Origin of the sequence: Baekduia sp. (genome assembly GCF_035996765.1) — a bacterium.
GTDB lineage: Bacteria > Actinomycetota > Thermoleophilia > Solirubrobacterales > Solirubrobacteraceae > Baekduia.
This window is the reverse complement of record NZ_DASYJG010000009.1, coordinates 20,532-34,631: the sequence shown is the minus strand read 5'-3', so window position 1 is coordinate 34,631 and position 14,100 is coordinate 20,532. Positions and strand designations below refer to the sequence as shown.

The following is a 14,100-nucleotide window of genomic DNA, read 5'->3' as shown; positions in this document are numbered from 1 at the left end:
ATGGCAGCGGGCCGAAATCGGCCCGGCGGGCGCTGTCAGACGGCCTGCGGCTAGCCGCGCCGCGGCGTGCCGGTGGCCAACGCGACTGCCGTGTCCTGCAGGCGCTGGGGCAGCACCGTCATCACCGCAGCCTGGACCTTGGCGTCGAGCCCGACGACGTATCGGGCCTTGGGGCGCGACGCCGTGAGCGCCCGCTCGATCGTCTCCGCCACGCCATCGACCGGCTTGGCCATCTTCTGCAGGCGCGGGATCGTGCGGCGCAGGCCGTCCAGGTGGCGCCGGTAGAGCGCGCGGTGCTCCTCGCTCATCGCCTCCTCGGTCGCGTCCTGGAGTTCCGGCGCCGCACGCCACATGTCGGTGTCGGTCATCGCCGGCTCGATCAGCGCGACCGCGATGCCCCAGGGACGCAGCTCCATCCGCCAGGCGTCGGCCATCGCCTCCAGCGCGAACTTCGACGCGTTGTAGGCCCCGGTCATCGGCGACGAGATGCGCCCGCTGAGCGAGGACACCAACACGATGCGCCCGCGGCTGGCGCGCAGCTTTGGCAGCACCGCGTTGGTCACAGCCAGCGGACCGACGACGTTGACCTCGAGTTGGCGGCGCAGGTCCTCGGCGGTCAGGCCCTCCAGCGGGCCGGCGACCACGATCCCCGCGTTGTTGACCACCGCGTCCAACCGCTCGGGCAGTTCGGCCGTCAGCGCCGCAACCTGCGCGGCGTCGGTGACGTCCAAAGACACCGTCTTGACCGCGCCGCCGGGTGGAGCAGCGGCGATGAGCTGCTCGGCGTCTTGTGCCGATCGCACGGTGGCGACGACGTCCCATCCGGCGCCGGCAAGTCGCAGCGTGGTGGCGCGGCCGATCCCGCGGCTGGCTCCGGTGATCAGCACGGTGGGCATGGCGCGGAACCTATCGGAGCCCTGGTCTCACGTTTGTCGCCGCCCCGGCGTTGGGGGCGCATGAGCAGAGCGGAGATCACGTTCCCGTCCGGCGACGACCACTGCGCGGCGTGGCTGTACCGGCCCGCCGATGAGGAGGAGGCGACGCCGGTGGTGGTGATGGCGCACGGGCTCTCCGGCACGCGGCGCGACCGGCTCGGCCCCTTTGCGGAGCGGTTCGTGCTGGCGGGGTTCGTGGCGCTCGTGTTCGACCACCGCGGCTTCGGCGACAGCGGCGGCGAGCGGGACCTCTTCGAGCCGGCGCGCCAGTTGGAGGACTGGGCTGCCGCGATCGCCTGCGCTCGCGCGCTGCCAGGCGTCGACGCCGAGCGCGTCGTGACCTTCGGATCATCGATGGGCGGCGGCAACGCGCTGGCCGCCGCGGCTGCCGACCCGCGGGTTGCCGCAGCGATCAGCCAGGTCCCGTTCCTCGACATGCTGCGCCAGGCGCATCGCTCGTCGCCGCGCGTCGCCGCCCGCGTGCTGCTCACGGCAATGCGTGGCGGCCACCTGCCCGCGGTCGGCCAACCCGGCGAAGCCGCGTTCATCAATGCCCCAGACGCCGAGGCCGGCTGGCGCCGGATCGTCGCGACCGGTGAGGACTCCCGCTGGCGCGATCGCGTCTCGGCCCGGTGGCTGCTCGGTCGTCCCTTCAACCCGGCGCGCCACGCGGCGACGCTGCACTGCCCGTGGCTGGTCTGCGTCGGCGAGGCTGACCAAGTCGCAAAGCCCGGTCCGGCGATCGCCGCGGCCCGCCGTGCGCCACACGGCGAGCTACGCACCTACCCCGGCGTCGACCATTTCGACATCTACGACGGCCCAGCACACGAGGCCGTCGTCACCGACCAACTCGCGTTTCTCCGCTGCCACCTCGGCAGGGACTGACGACTCTGGGGCGGCCCGGAGCCGATAGGCTCGCGCCCATGAGCCGCTCGAACACGCTGACCACGCTCGCGGGCCTCCGGCTGGCCATCGGCACCGCCTCGTGGGTGACGCCGCGCCTCGCCGGCAAGACCTTCGGACTCGACGCCGCTGCCAACCCGCAGTCGCCCTACCTCGCGCGGCTCTTTGGCGTGCGTGACTTCATGCTCGGCTACGGCATCCTCACCACGACGGGCGAGACGCGCCGGCAATGGCTGGCGATCGGCGCGGCTTGCGATGTGGCCGACGCGGTGGCCGGAGTCGCCGGCGCGCGTGGCGGCTATCTGCCCAAGGTCACGAGCTTCCTCGTGACCGGCGCCGCCGTTGCGGCAGCGGGGCTTGGCGTTGCCGCGCTGCGCGACGCCGAGTAGTCGCCGCCGCCAGGGGCGCTAGACTTCCTGTACAGGTCGGGCAGACGCCCGGCGCCGCAGTGTCCCGCGTCTTCGCAGTCGTTGCCTTCGAGCTCCCTCCGCGTTTCCGCAGTACACATACCCCGGAGGGGCAACACCATGGCTACAGGAACCGTGAAGTGGTTCAACGACGACAAGGGCTTCGGCTTCATCACGCCCGATGACGCGGGCAAGGATCTGTTCGTGCATCACAACGCGATCCAGGGCAGCGGCTTCAAGTCGCTGGCCGAGGGCGCGAAGGTGAGCTACGACGCCGAGCAGGGCCCCAAGGGCCCCGCCGCGGCCAACGTCGTCACGCTCTAAGCACCACTCGCTTACACGTCGCACCCCGGGAGCCGCCAGTCGGCTCCCGGGTCGTGCAAGACCGAAGGGAAGAAGACCATGGCCTCCAGTGGCAAGCGCAAGACCACGATGGCGAAGCTCAACCGCGAACAGCGGCTCCGTGAGCGCAAGATGGAAAAGCAGCACCGCAAGGACACGCGCAAGGACGACGAGCCCGACGTCGCTGAGGGCGAGACCGAGGTCGAGGACCTGTCGCATCTGGATCGCTACGTCGATCCGTTCAGCGCCGCCGAGCTCGCCGCCGGCCGGCGTCCGTAGCTCCGCGTCAGTCAGACGCGATGGCCGCAGCCTGGCCCGCGTCCACCCAGATCTCCCAGCGTCCCGACGCTGAGTCGCGATCGCCGTAGAAGCGATACGGCCGGCGCCCGCCGAACTCGGCGTGGCGCATATGCGACACCCCGCCGAGCACCGACGCCAGCCGGCGCCGTGGCCAGCCCAGCGCGTCCTCGATCTCAGGGAACGTCCGCGGCTGGTCGGGCGTTGTCGCCAGCTCGTCTAACAGCGCGCCCATGAACGCGCTGCAGCGGTCGCGGAAGCGCGCGATCTCGTCGAGGTCGTCCATCGCGTTGCGCGGCGCGTGCTGGCGCATGGCGTCTCCCGGTGTCAGACGCCGGTGGGCGGAGCGCCGTGCTGGGTGATGGTCAGCCCGGCGGCCGGCGCGTGCGCGGGCGCCTGCGCATCCTCGGCCGTTGGCAGCGTCTGCAGACGGCTGTGGAACGCGGCGCCGACGCGCAGCGCGTGCGCCTTGGCCTCCTCGGCGCGCGGGCCGGCGAAGAGCTCGTCGACGGTCGTGCGCCAGAGGAGCAGCCAGCGCTCGAAGTGCGGCCGGCGCAGGCCGCCGGCGCGATAGTGGATGTCGACGTGCGGCGCGAAGGCACCGCCGCCGTAGCTGCGGGCGCCGAGCAGCATCGTCTCCCAGAAGGAGGTGATGGTCGGCACGTGCTCCTCGAGATCGAGCTTGGCGACGTCGGTGAAGATCCAGCCGATCAGCGGGTCGTGCAGCGCCCGGCCGTAGAAGGCGCGGACGAGCCGCTCGCAGTCCTCGCGGGTCTGGATGTCTTGGCGATCGTCGCTCACGCTCGATCCACGATAGGAGCTAGGCCGACTTGTCGGCCTCCACCAGGGCGGCCATCGCCGCGCTGCCGCGGTCGATCGCCGGGCGCATCTCCGGGTTGAGGTGAAACGCCGTGGCGTCGTAATCGGCGGGCAGGGTGCCGCGGAGGTGGAGGTCCAGGGCCAGCAGGCGCGGGTAGTAGCCGCCGCCCATGCAGAAGACCGCGTCATACATCTGGCCGCCGATCTCGTGGGTGTCCAGCGTCGTCGCGTGCTGGAGCTCGAGCGTCGCAGTCCCGTCGCGCGGGCCGGGGGAGATGCGCACCTCGATCTCGTCCACGCCGCCCTTGCCGAGGATGACCTTGAGGTGGTGCGGTGCGTCGCAGACGGCGATGGTTCCGCCGCCCATGTTGACCTGGTCGAACATGCCGCCGACACGGAGCTCACCGGTGACGGTCGTGTACCAGCGCGCGAGGCGCTCGGGGTCGGTGCACGCGTCCCAGAGATCCTCGACGCTCGTCTCATAGGTTCGCGTCAACGCGGCGACACGGGCTTCGCCGGCGTCGATCGTCCGATGGCGCAGCTCGGGTGCCGGCTCGGTGTAGGTGCTCGTCTCGATGGTCATGTCGTACCGCCTTCCTGCTCGGGATGGGTGGGTGCTGCACGCCGGGCGCGCTTGCCGCGCGCGACCTCGGTGGCCAAGGCGTCGAGCTTCTGGTTCCAGAAGCGCCGGTAGGGCTCCAGCCACCGGTCGACCTCCTGCAGCGGTGCGGCGTCGACCGCGTACAGCCGTCGCACGCCATCGGCGCGGACCGTCGCAAAGCCGTTCTCGCGCAGCACCTTCAAGTGCTGCGAGACCGCCGGCTGGGAGATGCCGAACTCCCGCTGGATCACCGCGCCGACGTCGCCCGCGGCCTGCTCGCCGTCGGCGAGCACCTCCACGATGCGCCGCCGGACCGGGTCGCCCAGGATGTCGAACGCGTGCATGCCGAGCACGGTATCGGCAGCTGCTTATATAAGCAAGAACTAATTCAAAGCTGGCGCGTTGGGCTCTTCAGCCCGGACTTCGAACTCGGTCAGCGTCACCGGGCCGAAGGAGGTGACGAGCGCCACGTCGACGGCGTCGCGCCCGCGGCCGACGACGACGCGGCCGACGCGCTTGCGGTTGTTGCGGGCGTCGAAGGTGTGCCAGGTGCCGTCGAGGTAGACCTCAAACCAGGCGGCGAAGTCCATCGGCTCGACCGGCAACGGGACGTCGATGGCCGGGATGTAGCCGAAGACGTAGCGGGCCGGGATGTTCAGCGCCCGGCAGAAGGTGATCGCGAGGTGGGCGAAGTCGCGGCAGACGCCCTGGCCGGCGCGGTAGGCGTCGGCGGCCGTCGTCCACGGGTTCGATGCGCCCTCGACCCACTCGAGGTGGCCGTGGACGAAGTCGACGATCGCCTGGACGCGCTCCCAGCCCGGCTCGAGCGAGCCGAAGCGCTGCCATGCCTCGTGTCCGAGCTCGTCGGGCAGGCAGAAGCGGCTCGGCATCAGGAAGTGCAGGTGCTCGTCGGGCAGCGCGAAGACGGGCGTCTCGACCGCGCCGGGGGAGAGGCGGTCGTGCGGCGCCGCGACGACGACCTCGGCGTCATAGACCACGCGCGACTCGCCGGCCGGGATCGTCAGCCGCTCGCAGCGGTTGCCGTAGAAGTCGCGGTAGGTGTGGTGGGTCGCGATGCCGGTCTCCCAGCGCTCGCCGTCGAGCTGGACGGCGCCGCCGGTCGGCGCGACCTGGAAGACCGACGGGACGGGCTGGGGCGTGGAGAAGCCGAAGGTGCACCCCACGGCGAGGGCCAGCGGCCTGAAGTCGTCGTCCAAGAGAGCTCCACCGTACGCGGTCGTGCGGCCCGTCGCGATCGACACTCGGTCCGACGTTTCGTCGCACGCGGTCCTTAGCCGCGATGGCCCATGACGAACCTCTCCTTTCGGCGTAAGGTCGGAGGCATGGCCGCCACGACCCTCTCCCATGACGAGCAGCAGATCGACCAGGCCAACGCCTCGGGCCTGACGCCGGCGGTCTTCATCCACGGGCTCTGGCTGCTGCCCAGCAGCTGGGACCGCTGGGCGGAGGTCTTCGCCCAGGCCGGCTACTTCCCCGTCCTGGCCGGCTGGCCGGATGACCCCGAGACGGTCGACGAGGCCAACGCCCATCCCGAGGTCTTCGCCGGCAAGTCGGTCGGCCAGGTCGCCGACTACATCGGCGGCCTGATCGGCAAGTTGGACAAGAAGCCCGCCGTGCTCGGGCATTCCTTCGGTGGCTTGCTGACGCAGATCATCGCCGGTCGCAGCCTCGCGGCCGTCTCGGTCGCGATCGACCCCGCGCCGTTTCGCGGCGTCCTGCCGCTGCCCGTCTCGGCGCTGAAGTCCGCGAGCCCGGTGCTCGGCAACCCGGCCAACCGCAGCCGCGCGGTGCCGTTGACCTACGAGCAGTTCCGGTTCGGCTTCGCCAACGCCGTCAGCGAGGACGAGGCCAAGGAGCTGTACACCACCTACGCGGTCCCGGCCGCCGGCATCCCACTCTTCCAGGCGGCGACGGCGAACCTCAACCCGTGGACCGAGGCGAAGGTCAACAGCAAGAACCCCGAGCGCGGGCCGCTGCTGATCGTCTCCGGGGAGAAGGACCACACGGTGCCTTGGGCCATCGCCAACGCCTCCTACAAGAAGCAGAAGCGCAACGAGAGCGTGACCGAGATCGTCGAGATCCCCAACCGCGGGCACGCGCTGACGATCGACTCCGGCTGGCGCGAGGTCTGCGACACCGCGCTGGCGTTCGTCAAGCGGTTCGTGTCTTAGCGGCGGGCAGCGCGTCCGCTGGCTCGGCGACGTACTCGAAGTGCTCGGTCAGCGCGGCGAACTGCAGGAAGCGCTGGACGGCGGTCGAGCCGCGGACCAGCACGAGCCGCCGCCCCGAGCGCCGGGCGCGGCGGCGGGCCGCGAGGATCCGCGACATCCCGGCCGAGTCGACGAAGTCGAGCTCGCGGAGATCGAGGATGAGACACGACGTGGCGTCACGCTCGGCGTGGCGCAACGCGTCGTCGAACTTATAGGCGTAGGCGAGGTCAAGTGCCCCGCGGAGGCGGATGCTGATCGCGCCCGTCCCCATCTGCTGGACCGTCAACTCGAAGCCGTGCATCGCACCCTCCACGTGACGTTGGGCGCCTTGGTACCCCGGTGCGATCCGGGTAAACGCACGCGTGTCGCGACGCCCCGAATCTCGGTCGTCCGCACGCGATCCGTCGCTGGTTCGCCGGGGTCTGGACCGGGGTATCTCCCGCGCGTCCAACCAGGAGGAACGCAGCAATGGTCGATGGGTCCGGAAGGCGCCGCACGCGGCGTGCGATCATGGCGGCGATGGCCGCGCTGAGCATGGGGGTGACCGCGGTCGTCGCGGCGCCCGGGGCGGTGGCGGGTGGCGGCCCGGAACACGGCCACGGGCACGGCGACGACGGCGGTGGTCAAGGTGGCGGTGCGATCTACGAGAACCCGCGCGCGCCGATCCCCAAGCGCGTCGCCGATCTGCTCTCGCGCATGACGCTGGAGGAGAAGGTCGGTCAGATGACCCAGGCCGAGCGCGCGTCGGTCGCCGAGGATCCGACGCCGATCTCCGCGCTGGCGCTCGGCAGCCTGCTGTCGGGCGGCGGCTCGGTCCCGACGCCGAACACGCCCGAGGGCTGGGCCGACATGGTCGACGGCTTCCAGCGCGAGGCGCTGAAGACGCGCCTGAAGATCCCGCTCATCTACGGCGTCGACACCGTCCACGGCCACGGCAACCTCTACGGCGCGACGGTCTTCCCGCACAACATCGGCCTCGGCGCCACGCGTGACCCCGGCCTGGTCGCCGACGTCGAGCACATCGCCGCCGCCGAGACGCGCGCCAGCGGGCCGCAGTGGGCCTTCGCGCCGTGCATTTGCGCTGCCCGCGACGATCGCTGGGGCCGCACGTACGAGTCGTTCTCCGAGGACCCGAGCCTCGTCATCAAGATGGAGACCGCGATCGACGGCTTCCAGGGCGACGGCAACCACGATCTCGCCAACCGCGACCGCGTGCTCGCCACCGCCAAGCACTACGCCGGTGACGGCGACACGGTCTACGGCACCGGCTCCGGCGACTACAAGATCGACCAGGGGATCGCGGTCACCAACCGCCAGGACTTCTGGGACACGTCGCTGCGCCAGTACGTGCCGGCCGTCAAGCAGCACAACGTCGGCTCGGTCATGCCGTCCTACTCCAGCGTCGACTGGACCGAGGACGGCACCGGCAACCCCATCAACATGCACGGCAACCGGGAGCTGATCACCGACACGCTGAAGGGCAAGATGGGCTTCGACGGCCTCGTCATCAGCGACTACAACGGCATCGACCACATCGGCGGCGACTTCCACTCCAACGTGGTCGACGGCGCCAACGCCGGCATCGACATGTTCATGCAGCCCAGCAACTACGCGGACTTCATCACCAACCTGGTGGCGGCGGTCAACGCCGACGAGGTGCCGATGAGCCGCATCGACGACGCCGTCAGTCGGATCCTCACCAAGAAGTTCCAGTTGGGGCTCTTCGAGCACCCGTTCACCGATCGCACCGACATCGACAAGATCGGCTCGCCCGAGCATCGCGCCGTGGCGCGCCGCGCGGTCGCTGAATCGCAGGTCCTGCTCAAGAACGATGACAAGACCCTGCCGCTGCGCAGCGACGGCCGCGGCCACAAGCACGACGGCACGGCGCCGATCTACGTCGCCGGCAGCAACAGCGACAACATCGGCAACCAGGCCGGTGGCTGGACGCTGACGTGGCAGGGCGGCTCGACCAACGTGATCCCGGGAACGACGATCCTGCAGGGCATCAAGGACGCGGCCGGCCAGCGCGAGGTCATCTCGAGCCCCGACGCCAGCGCGGCGATCCCTGAGGGCGCGACCGGCATCGTCGTCGTCGGCGAGACGCCGTATGCCGAGGGCTTCGGCGACGTCGGCGGCCCGCAGTGGGCGTTTGACCCGGGCGACAACAACGTGCCGCGTCCGCCGCAGACCATGACGTTGAACGACGCCGACAAGGCGGCCGTGGACAAGGTCTGGGCGGCGGCAGCCAAGTGCGTGGTGCTGGTGGTCTCCGGCCGGCCGCTGATCATCGATCCGACACAGCTGGACAACATCGACGCGCTGGTCGCCTCGTGGCTGCCGGGCAGTGAAGGGGAGGGCGTCGCCGATGTCCTCTTCGGGCGCCGGCCGTTCACGGGCAAGCTGCCGGTGACCTGGCCCAGGACGCTCGATCAGGAGCCGATCAACATCGGCGACGCCGACTACGACCCGCTGTTCCCATTCGGGTTCGGCCTGCGGACGCGGTGACGCGGTAGGACATGGACGCCGGGCGAGCGCGAAGCACCCTCGCGCTCGCCCGTGCTGCTCGCCATTCCCGGAACGGTGAGCCCGCACCGATAGCGTTCGCGCCCACGTCGTGCTGCTCGCCATTCCCAACGTCTCCGAGGGCCGTGACCTCGCAGCGGTCGCCGACATCGGCGCCGCCTACCTGCGCGGCGGGGCGCGGCTGCTCGACACCCACACCGACCGCGACCACCATCGCTCGGTCCACACGCTCGCGGCGCGCCCGGGCGTCCTGGCCGACGCGCTGGTCGAGGGCGCGCGCACCGCGGTGGTGCGGATCGATCTCCGCACCGAGCGCGGCATGCACCCGCATGTGGGCGCGCTGGACGTGGCGCCCGTCGTCTTCCTCGATGAAGCCCGGCGCGGTGCGGCGTGCGCCGAGGCGCTGACCGTGGCCGAGCGGCTCGGCGAGGAGGTCGGGCTGCCGGTCTTCTTGTATGGGTTGCTTGCCGAGGGCCGCACCCGCGCCTTCCTGCGCCGCGGCGGCCTGCCCGAGCTCACGCGGCGGATCGCCGCCGGCGAGCTGGCGCCCGACTTCGGTCCGGCGCGACCGCACCCGACCGCCGGCGCGGTCCTCGTCGCGGCGCGCCCGCCGCTGGTCGCCTTCAACCTGGAGCTGGCGCCGCCGGCCACGCTGGCCGATGCGCAGGCGATCGCGGCGCGTATCCGCGAGGGCGGCGCCGAAGGGTTGCCGGGCGTTCGCGCGCTCGGCCTAGAGCTGACCGCGCAGAGCGCGATCGCGCAGGTCTCGACCAACGTCGAGGACCATCGTGCGGTGCCGCTGGCGCGGCTCGTGGCCGCCGTGGCCCGGCGCGCGCCGGTCGCCGCGTGCGAGCTGGTCGGCCTCGCGCCGGCGGCCGCCTTCGACGGCTTCCCCGACAGCATGCCGATCAGGGGCCGCCGCACGCTCGAGGAGGCGCTCGGCGAGAGCCCCTGAGGAGCTATCGTCCAGGCCCATGGCCCAGACGAAGCGCAAGCGCCGGTCCAAGCATCGCGGCAACGCCGCGGGGTCGGTCGAGGTGCGTGGGCGGACGGGCCGCCAGGTCGAACCAGCCAAGGGCGGCAAGGGCAAGGGCGGCTCGGTCCGCCTGGACCGTCTTGACCGGCCACCGACGTGGCGCTCGGCGGCCAACCGCTCGGCGATCGCGACGGTGCTGTTCGTGGTCGTCATCACGCTGCTGCAGCACAATCTCCCGTCGGCGCTGGTCATCGGCCTGCTCATGTTCCCCGCCTACACCGGGCTTGGGTTCTACACCGACAAGCGCATCTACGACAAGCGTCAGGCCAAGAAGGCCGCAGGGAAGTCGTAGGCCGTGGACGTCCGCATGTTCACCGTGGGGCCGGTCCAGGAGAACGCCTTCCTGCTGCGGCGCGACGGCAGTGACCGCGCGCTCCTGGTCGATCCTGGGGAGGAGGCGCCCAAGCTGCTGGGCGCCATCGAGGCGCTCGGCGTCACGCTGGACGCGATCCTGCTCACCCACTGCCACTTCGACCACACCGGCGCGGTGGCACCGGTGGCCAAGGCGACCGGGGCCCCGGTCTACTGCCCGGAGATCGAGGTGCCGCTCCTGCAGGACATCATGGCCTACGTGCCGTGGCCGGGGTTCGGGCCGTTCGAGTCCTGGGACCCGGAACACACCGTCGCCGGCGGCGAGCGCCTGGAGCTGGCGGGCTACGACATCGACGTCCTCTTCACGCCCGGTCACAGCCCGGGCCATGTGACGTACGCGATCGCCGACGAGGCCGAGAGCGCGCCGACCGCGCTCTTCTCCGGTGACGTGTTGTTCCAGTCCTCGATCGGCCGCACCGACCTGCCCGGCGGCGACCACGCGACGCTGCTGGCGTCGATCGCCACGCTGCTGGAGCGCTTCGGCGACGACACCGTCGTCCATCCGGGCCACATGGGCCTGACGACGCTCGGCGCCGAGCGCGCGCACAACCCGTTCCTCACCGAGCTCTCGCAGACCTGATGGCCGAGAAGCCCCAGGCGCCGCGCGGCACGTACGACGTGCTGCCCGAGCAGGACGCCGCGCGCGCCGCGGTCGAGCACGCCGCGCGCGACATCCTCGGCGGCTCCGGCTACCGCCGGATCGAGACCCCGATCTTCGAGCACACCGAGCTCTTCGCCCGCGGTGTCGGCGCATCGACCGACATCGTCCAGAAGGAGATGTACACCTTCACCGACGCCGGCGACCGGTCGCTGACGCTGCGCCCGGAGGGCACCGCGCCGGTCATGCGCGCTTATGCCGAGCACGGCATGCACAAGCTGCCTCAGCCGGTGAAGTTGTGGTACTTCGGCCCGTTCTTTCGCCAGGAGAAGCCACAGGCCGGGCGCTTCCGGCAGTTCTGGCAGGTCGGCGCCGAGGCGATCGGCTCCGATGACCCGGCGGTCGACGCCGAGACGATCCTGCTGCTGCAGACGCTCATCTACGAGCTCGGCATCGAGAGCGTCACGCTGCGGCTCGGCTCGCTCGGCACGCCGGAGACGCGCGCGGAGTACCGGGACAAGTTGATCGCGCACTTGCGCGCCCACGAGAGCGAGCTGTCAGAAGACGTCCGTGCGCGGATCGATCTCAACCCGCTGCGCGCGTTCGACGCCGACCATCCGGGCACGCGCAAGGTGATGGCCTCGGCACCGCTGCTGCTGGACCATCTGACGCCCGAGGATGCCGAGCACTTCGCCGAGGTTCGCGCGCGCCTCGATGCCGCCGGCGTCGCGTACGTGATCGACCCGACGCTCGTGCGCGGCATCGATTACTACACGCGGACGCTCTTCGAGTTCACCTCTGACGCGCTCGGCGCGCAGTCGGGCGTCGGCGGCGGCGGGCGCTACGACGGCCTGGCCGAGGTGCTCGGCCTCAACCCGACGCCGGGCATCGGCTGGGCGGCGGGCGTCGAGCGGTTGCTGCTGGCGGGCGACCACAAGCCACGGCCACAGGCCGTCTGCGATCTCTACGTGGCCGGCACGTCGGTCGCCGCGTTCACCCTGGCCGCCGAGGCGCGCCGCGCCGGGCTCAACGTGCAGCTTGAGCTCGCGGGGCGCTCGCGCAAGGGCCAGCTCAAGCAGGCCGACCGATCCGGCGCGCGCCACGTCGCCATCTTCAGCGAAGACGAAGGGACCATCTTGAAGGACTTGGAGAGCGGAGAGCAGGAGGTGCTGGCGGCCGACGCGATCGTCGCCCGTGTCCTGCGTGGGAGGCACATCGGATGAGGCAGCCGCCGAAGGCCAACGGGTTCCGCGACACCTGGACCGGTGATCTCCGGGCGTCAGATGCCGATCCCACCCACCCCCAGCAGGTGCGCGTCGCCGGCTGGGTCCACCGCCGCCGCGACCACGGCGGGCTGATCTTCATCGACGTCCGCGACCGCAGCGGGATCGTCCAGCTCGTGTTCCACCCGGACACGAGTGGCGCAGCCTTCGCGGCGGCCGAGCGGCTGCGCTCCGAGCACGTGATCTCCGCGCTGGGCACCGTCGTCGAGCGCGAGCCGCAGAACAAGAACCCCAACATCCCGACCGGCGACGTCGAGATCTCCGTCACGGCGATGGACACGCTCGCCGAGGCCGAGACCCCGCCGTTCCCCGTCGACGAGGACATCGAGGTCGACGAGACGCTGCGGTTGACCAACCGCGCGGTCGATCTGCGTCGCGACGTCATGCAGCGCACGCTGGAGCTGCGCCACGCGATCGTCAAGACGATGCGCGACGTGCTCGACGAGCGCGACTTCTTGGAGATCGAGACGCCGATCCTCACGCGCTCGACGCCCGAGGGCGCCCGCGACTTCCTGGTGCCCTCGCGGCTGCAGCCCGGCGGCTGGTACGCGCTGCCGCAGTCGCCGCAGCTGTTCAAGCAGCTGCTGATGATCGCCGGTTACGAGCGCTACTTCCAGATCGCCCGCTGCTTCCGCGACGAGGACCTGCGCGGCTTCCGCCAGCCCGAGTTCACGCAGCTCGACCTCGAGATGTCCTTCGTCGAGGAGGCCGACGTCATCGAGGTCATGGAAGAGGTCATGACCAACATCTTCGCCTTGGTCGACGGCTTCGAGGTGGCGCCCGCTCCGTGGCCGCACATGACCTACGCCGAGTCGATGCTGCGCTACGGCAACGACAAGCCCGACACGCGCTTCGGCCTGGAGATCCACGACGTCGGCGAGCTGCTGCGCGGCTCGGAGTTCAAGGTCTTCGAGGGTGTGCTGGGGCGCGGCGGCGCGATCCGGGCGTTCAACGCGGGCGTGCGGGAAATGTCGCGCTCGGAGCTCGACGGGCTCAACGAGATCGTCCAGCGCTATGGGGCGAAGGCGGTCGCCCCGATCGTGGCCGGCGGAGACGCCGGCTGGCAGGGAAACCTGGCGAAGTTCTTCACGGCTGAGCAGATCGGCGCGGTCAACGCCGAGCTAGGGGCATCCGACGGCGACCTCTTGCTCTTTGTCGCCGATGCCGAGCCGACGGCCGCCGCCGCGATCGGCGCGCTGCGCCTGGAGCTCGGCGAGCGCTTCGGCCTGATTCCCGAGGGGCGCCATGACGTGCTCTGGATCACCGAGCCGCCGATGTTCGAGGCGACCGGTGACGCGGAGCTGCCGTGGACGGCGATCCACCATCCCTTCACGGCGCCGACCGGCACCGACTTCACCGACCCCGGCGCGCTCGGCTCGCGCGGCTACGACCTCGTCCTCGACGGCGTCGAGATCGGCGGTGGCTCGATCCGCATCCACGAGCAGGCCATCCAGGAGCAGGTCTTCGCGGTGCTCGGCATGGGCGAGGAGGAGGCCAACCGCCGCTTCGGCTTCCTACTCGACGCGCTCAAGCAGGGCGCGCCGCCGCACGGCGGCATCGCGATGGGCATCGACCGGATCGTGGCGATCCTCGCGGGGCGCGACTCGATCCGCGACGTCATCGCGTTCCCGAAGACCGCCTCAGGCGGCGATCCGCTGACCGGCGCGCCTGCGCCGGTGGACGACAAGCAGCTGCGCGAGCTGTTCGTCGCGAGCACGGCACCGCCGCCGGCGGTGCCGCAGGGCTGACG

The 14,100-nt window shown here is 71.0% G+C and carries 18 protein-coding genes; 11 read left to right on the top strand and 7 right to left on the bottom strand.

Translation table 11 applies throughout. The annotated features are described in order from the left end of the window. Positions 1–50 precede the first annotated feature (50 nt). Positions 51–896 (bottom strand): SDR family oxidoreductase, encoded by an 846-nt coding sequence (locus VGO10_RS01585; protein ID WP_327464448.1) that lies wholly within the window; start codon positions 894–896, stop codon positions 51–53. Positions 897–956: 60 nt separating this feature from the next. Here VGO10_RS01585 and VGO10_RS01580 point away from each other — a divergent pair, with 60 nt between their 5' ends. From VGO10_RS01580 to VGO10_RS01565, 4 genes are all read left to right on the top strand, one after another. After that, positions 957–1,820 (top strand): alpha/beta hydrolase, encoded by an 864-nt coding sequence (locus VGO10_RS01580; RefSeq protein WP_327464446.1) that lies wholly within the window; start codon positions 957–959, stop codon positions 1,818–1,820. Between the two features lie 38 nt (positions 1,821–1,858). After that, on the top strand, positions 1,859–2,227 hold the full coding sequence (locus VGO10_RS01575) for a hypothetical protein (protein ID WP_327464444.1): 369 nt from the start codon (positions 1,859–1,861) through the stop codon (positions 2,225–2,227). Positions 2,228–2,365: 138 nt separating this feature from the next. After that, entirely contained in the window at positions 2,366–2,569 is a 204-nt protein-coding gene (locus VGO10_RS01570; protein ID WP_327464442.1) for a cold-shock protein, read from the top strand. Between the two features lie 78 nt (positions 2,570–2,647). Beyond that, the gene (locus VGO10_RS01565) at positions 2,648–2,866 is read left to right on the top strand and encodes a hypothetical protein (RefSeq protein ID WP_327464440.1); all 219 of its coding nucleotides are present in this window, start codon (positions 2,648–2,650) and stop codon (positions 2,864–2,866) included. Between the two features lie 7 nt (positions 2,867–2,873). On the opposite strand, the gene VGO10_RS01560 is transcribed toward VGO10_RS01565, so the two are convergent. The 5 genes from VGO10_RS01560 to VGO10_RS01540 are packed head-to-tail and all read right to left on the bottom strand — an operon-like array spanning position 2,874 to position 5,521. Further along, positions 2,874–3,197 (bottom strand): hypothetical protein, encoded by a 324-nt coding sequence (locus VGO10_RS01560; RefSeq protein WP_327464438.1) that lies wholly within the window; start codon positions 3,195–3,197, stop codon positions 2,874–2,876. Positions 3,198–3,211: 14 nt separating this feature from the next. Further along, positions 3,212–3,685 carry a group III truncated hemoglobin gene (locus tag VGO10_RS01555; RefSeq protein WP_327464436.1) on the bottom strand — a complete coding sequence of 158 codons (474 nt, stop codon included), beginning with the start codon at positions 3,683–3,685 and terminating at the stop codon, positions 3,212–3,214. A gap of 19 nt (positions 3,686–3,704) precedes the next feature. Next, positions 3,705–4,286: an SRPBCC domain-containing protein gene (locus tag VGO10_RS01550; RefSeq protein WP_327464434.1), complete on the bottom strand. Its 582-nt coding sequence runs from the start codon at positions 4,284–4,286 to the stop codon at positions 3,705–3,707. Next, entirely contained in the window at positions 4,283–4,648 is a 366-nt protein-coding gene (locus tag VGO10_RS01545) for a metalloregulator ArsR/SmtB family transcription factor (protein WP_327464432.1), read from the bottom strand. Before VGO10_RS01545 ends, VGO10_RS01550 begins: the two co-directional genes overlap by 4 nt. Positions 4,649–4,687: 39 nt before the next feature. Next, positions 4,688–5,521: a transglutaminase family protein gene (locus VGO10_RS01540; protein WP_327464430.1), complete on the bottom strand. Its 834-nt coding sequence runs from the start codon at positions 5,519–5,521 to the stop codon at positions 4,688–4,690. A 126-nt stretch (positions 5,522–5,647) separates the two neighbouring features. Here VGO10_RS01540 and VGO10_RS01535 point away from each other — a divergent pair, with 126 nt between their 5' ends. Next, on the top strand, positions 5,648–6,496 hold the full coding sequence (locus tag VGO10_RS01535; protein WP_327464428.1) for an alpha/beta hydrolase: 849 nt from the start codon (positions 5,648–5,650) through the stop codon (positions 6,494–6,496). On the opposite strand, the gene VGO10_RS01530 is transcribed toward VGO10_RS01535, so the two are convergent. Then, positions 6,477–6,836 carry an STAS domain-containing protein gene (locus VGO10_RS01530; RefSeq protein WP_327464426.1) on the bottom strand — a complete coding sequence of 120 codons (360 nt, stop codon included), beginning with the start codon at positions 6,834–6,836 and terminating at the stop codon, positions 6,477–6,479. The two genes, VGO10_RS01535 and VGO10_RS01530, sit on opposite strands and share 20 nt — an antisense overlap. A 218-nt stretch (positions 6,837–7,054) precedes the next feature. Between VGO10_RS01530 and VGO10_RS01525 the strand changes: the two genes are divergently transcribed. From VGO10_RS01525 to aspS, 6 genes are all read left to right on the top strand, one after another. Next, positions 7,055–9,043, top strand: coding sequence for a glycoside hydrolase family 3 protein (locus VGO10_RS01525; protein ID WP_327464424.1), 1,989 nt, complete (start codon positions 7,055–7,057; stop codon positions 9,041–9,043). A gap of 109 nt (positions 9,044–9,152) precedes the next feature. Next, positions 9,153–10,016 (top strand): hypothetical protein, encoded by an 864-nt coding sequence (locus VGO10_RS01520; protein WP_327464422.1) that lies wholly within the window; start codon positions 9,153–9,155, stop codon positions 10,014–10,016. Positions 10,017–10,035: 19 nt separating this feature from the next. After that, positions 10,036–10,389 carry a hypothetical protein gene (locus VGO10_RS01515; RefSeq protein ID WP_327464420.1) on the top strand — a complete coding sequence of 118 codons (354 nt, stop codon included), beginning with the start codon at positions 10,036–10,038 and terminating at the stop codon, positions 10,387–10,389. Between the two features lie 3 nt (positions 10,390–10,392). Further along, positions 10,393–11,049: an MBL fold metallo-hydrolase gene (locus tag VGO10_RS01510; RefSeq protein WP_327464419.1), complete on the top strand. Its 657-nt coding sequence runs from the start codon at positions 10,393–10,395 to the stop codon at positions 11,047–11,049. Next, entirely contained in the window at positions 11,049–12,290 is a 1,242-nt protein-coding gene (gene hisS, locus VGO10_RS01505; RefSeq protein ID WP_327464417.1) for a histidine--tRNA ligase, read from the top strand. Before VGO10_RS01510 ends, hisS begins: the two co-directional genes overlap by 1 nt. Then, positions 12,287–14,098 (top strand): aspartate--tRNA ligase, encoded by a 1,812-nt coding sequence (aspS, locus tag VGO10_RS01500; protein WP_327464415.1) that lies wholly within the window; start codon positions 12,287–12,289, stop codon positions 14,096–14,098. The genes hisS and aspS overlap by 4 nt, the downstream gene beginning before the upstream one ends. Positions 14,099–14,100 lie beyond the last annotated feature (2 nt).

Bases quoted from the DNA above. Each gene is read 5' to 3' on its own strand.
- aspS (WP_327464415.1), top strand. From the start codon at position 12,287: ATGAGGCAGCCGCCGAAGGCCAACGGGTTCCGCGACACCTGGACCGGT.
- VGO10_RS01585 (WP_327464448.1), bottom strand. From the start codon at position 896: ATGCCCACCGTGCTGATCACCGGAGCCAGCCGCGGGATCGGCCGCGCC.
- VGO10_RS01580 (WP_327464446.1), top strand. From the start codon at position 957: ATGAGCAGAGCGGAGATCACGTTCCCGTCCGGCGACGACCACTGCGCG.
- VGO10_RS01565 (WP_327464440.1), top strand. From the start codon at position 2,648: ATGGCCTCCAGTGGCAAGCGCAAGACCACGATGGCGAAGCTCAACCGC.
- VGO10_RS01525 (WP_327464424.1), top strand. From the start codon at position 7,055: ATGGCCGCGCTGAGCATGGGGGTGACCGCGGTCGTCGCGGCGCCCGGG.
- VGO10_RS01515 (WP_327464420.1), top strand. From the start codon at position 10,036: ATGGCCCAGACGAAGCGCAAGCGCCGGTCCAAGCATCGCGGCAACGCC.
- VGO10_RS01545 (WP_327464432.1), bottom strand. From the start codon at position 4,648: ATGCACGCGTTCGACATCCTGGGCGACCCGGTCCGGCGGCGCATCGTG.
- VGO10_RS01550 (WP_327464434.1), bottom strand. From the start codon at position 4,286: ATGACCATCGAGACGAGCACCTACACCGAGCCGGCACCCGAGCTGCGC.
- VGO10_RS01570 (WP_327464442.1), top strand. From the start codon at position 2,366: ATGGCTACAGGAACCGTGAAGTGGTTCAACGACGACAAGGGCTTCGGC.
- hisS (WP_327464417.1), top strand. From the start codon at position 11,049: ATGGCCGAGAAGCCCCAGGCGCCGCGCGGCACGTACGACGTGCTGCCC.
- VGO10_RS01530 (WP_327464426.1), bottom strand. From the start codon at position 6,836: ATGCACGGCTTCGAGTTGACGGTCCAGCAGATGGGGACGGGCGCGATC.
- VGO10_RS01535 (WP_327464428.1), top strand. From the start codon at position 5,648: ATGGCCGCCACGACCCTCTCCCATGACGAGCAGCAGATCGACCAGGCC.
- VGO10_RS01560 (WP_327464438.1), bottom strand. From the start codon at position 3,197: ATGCGCCAGCACGCGCCGCGCAACGCGATGGACGACCTCGACGAGATC.
- VGO10_RS01575 (WP_327464444.1), top strand. From the start codon at position 1,859: ATGAGCCGCTCGAACACGCTGACCACGCTCGCGGGCCTCCGGCTGGCC.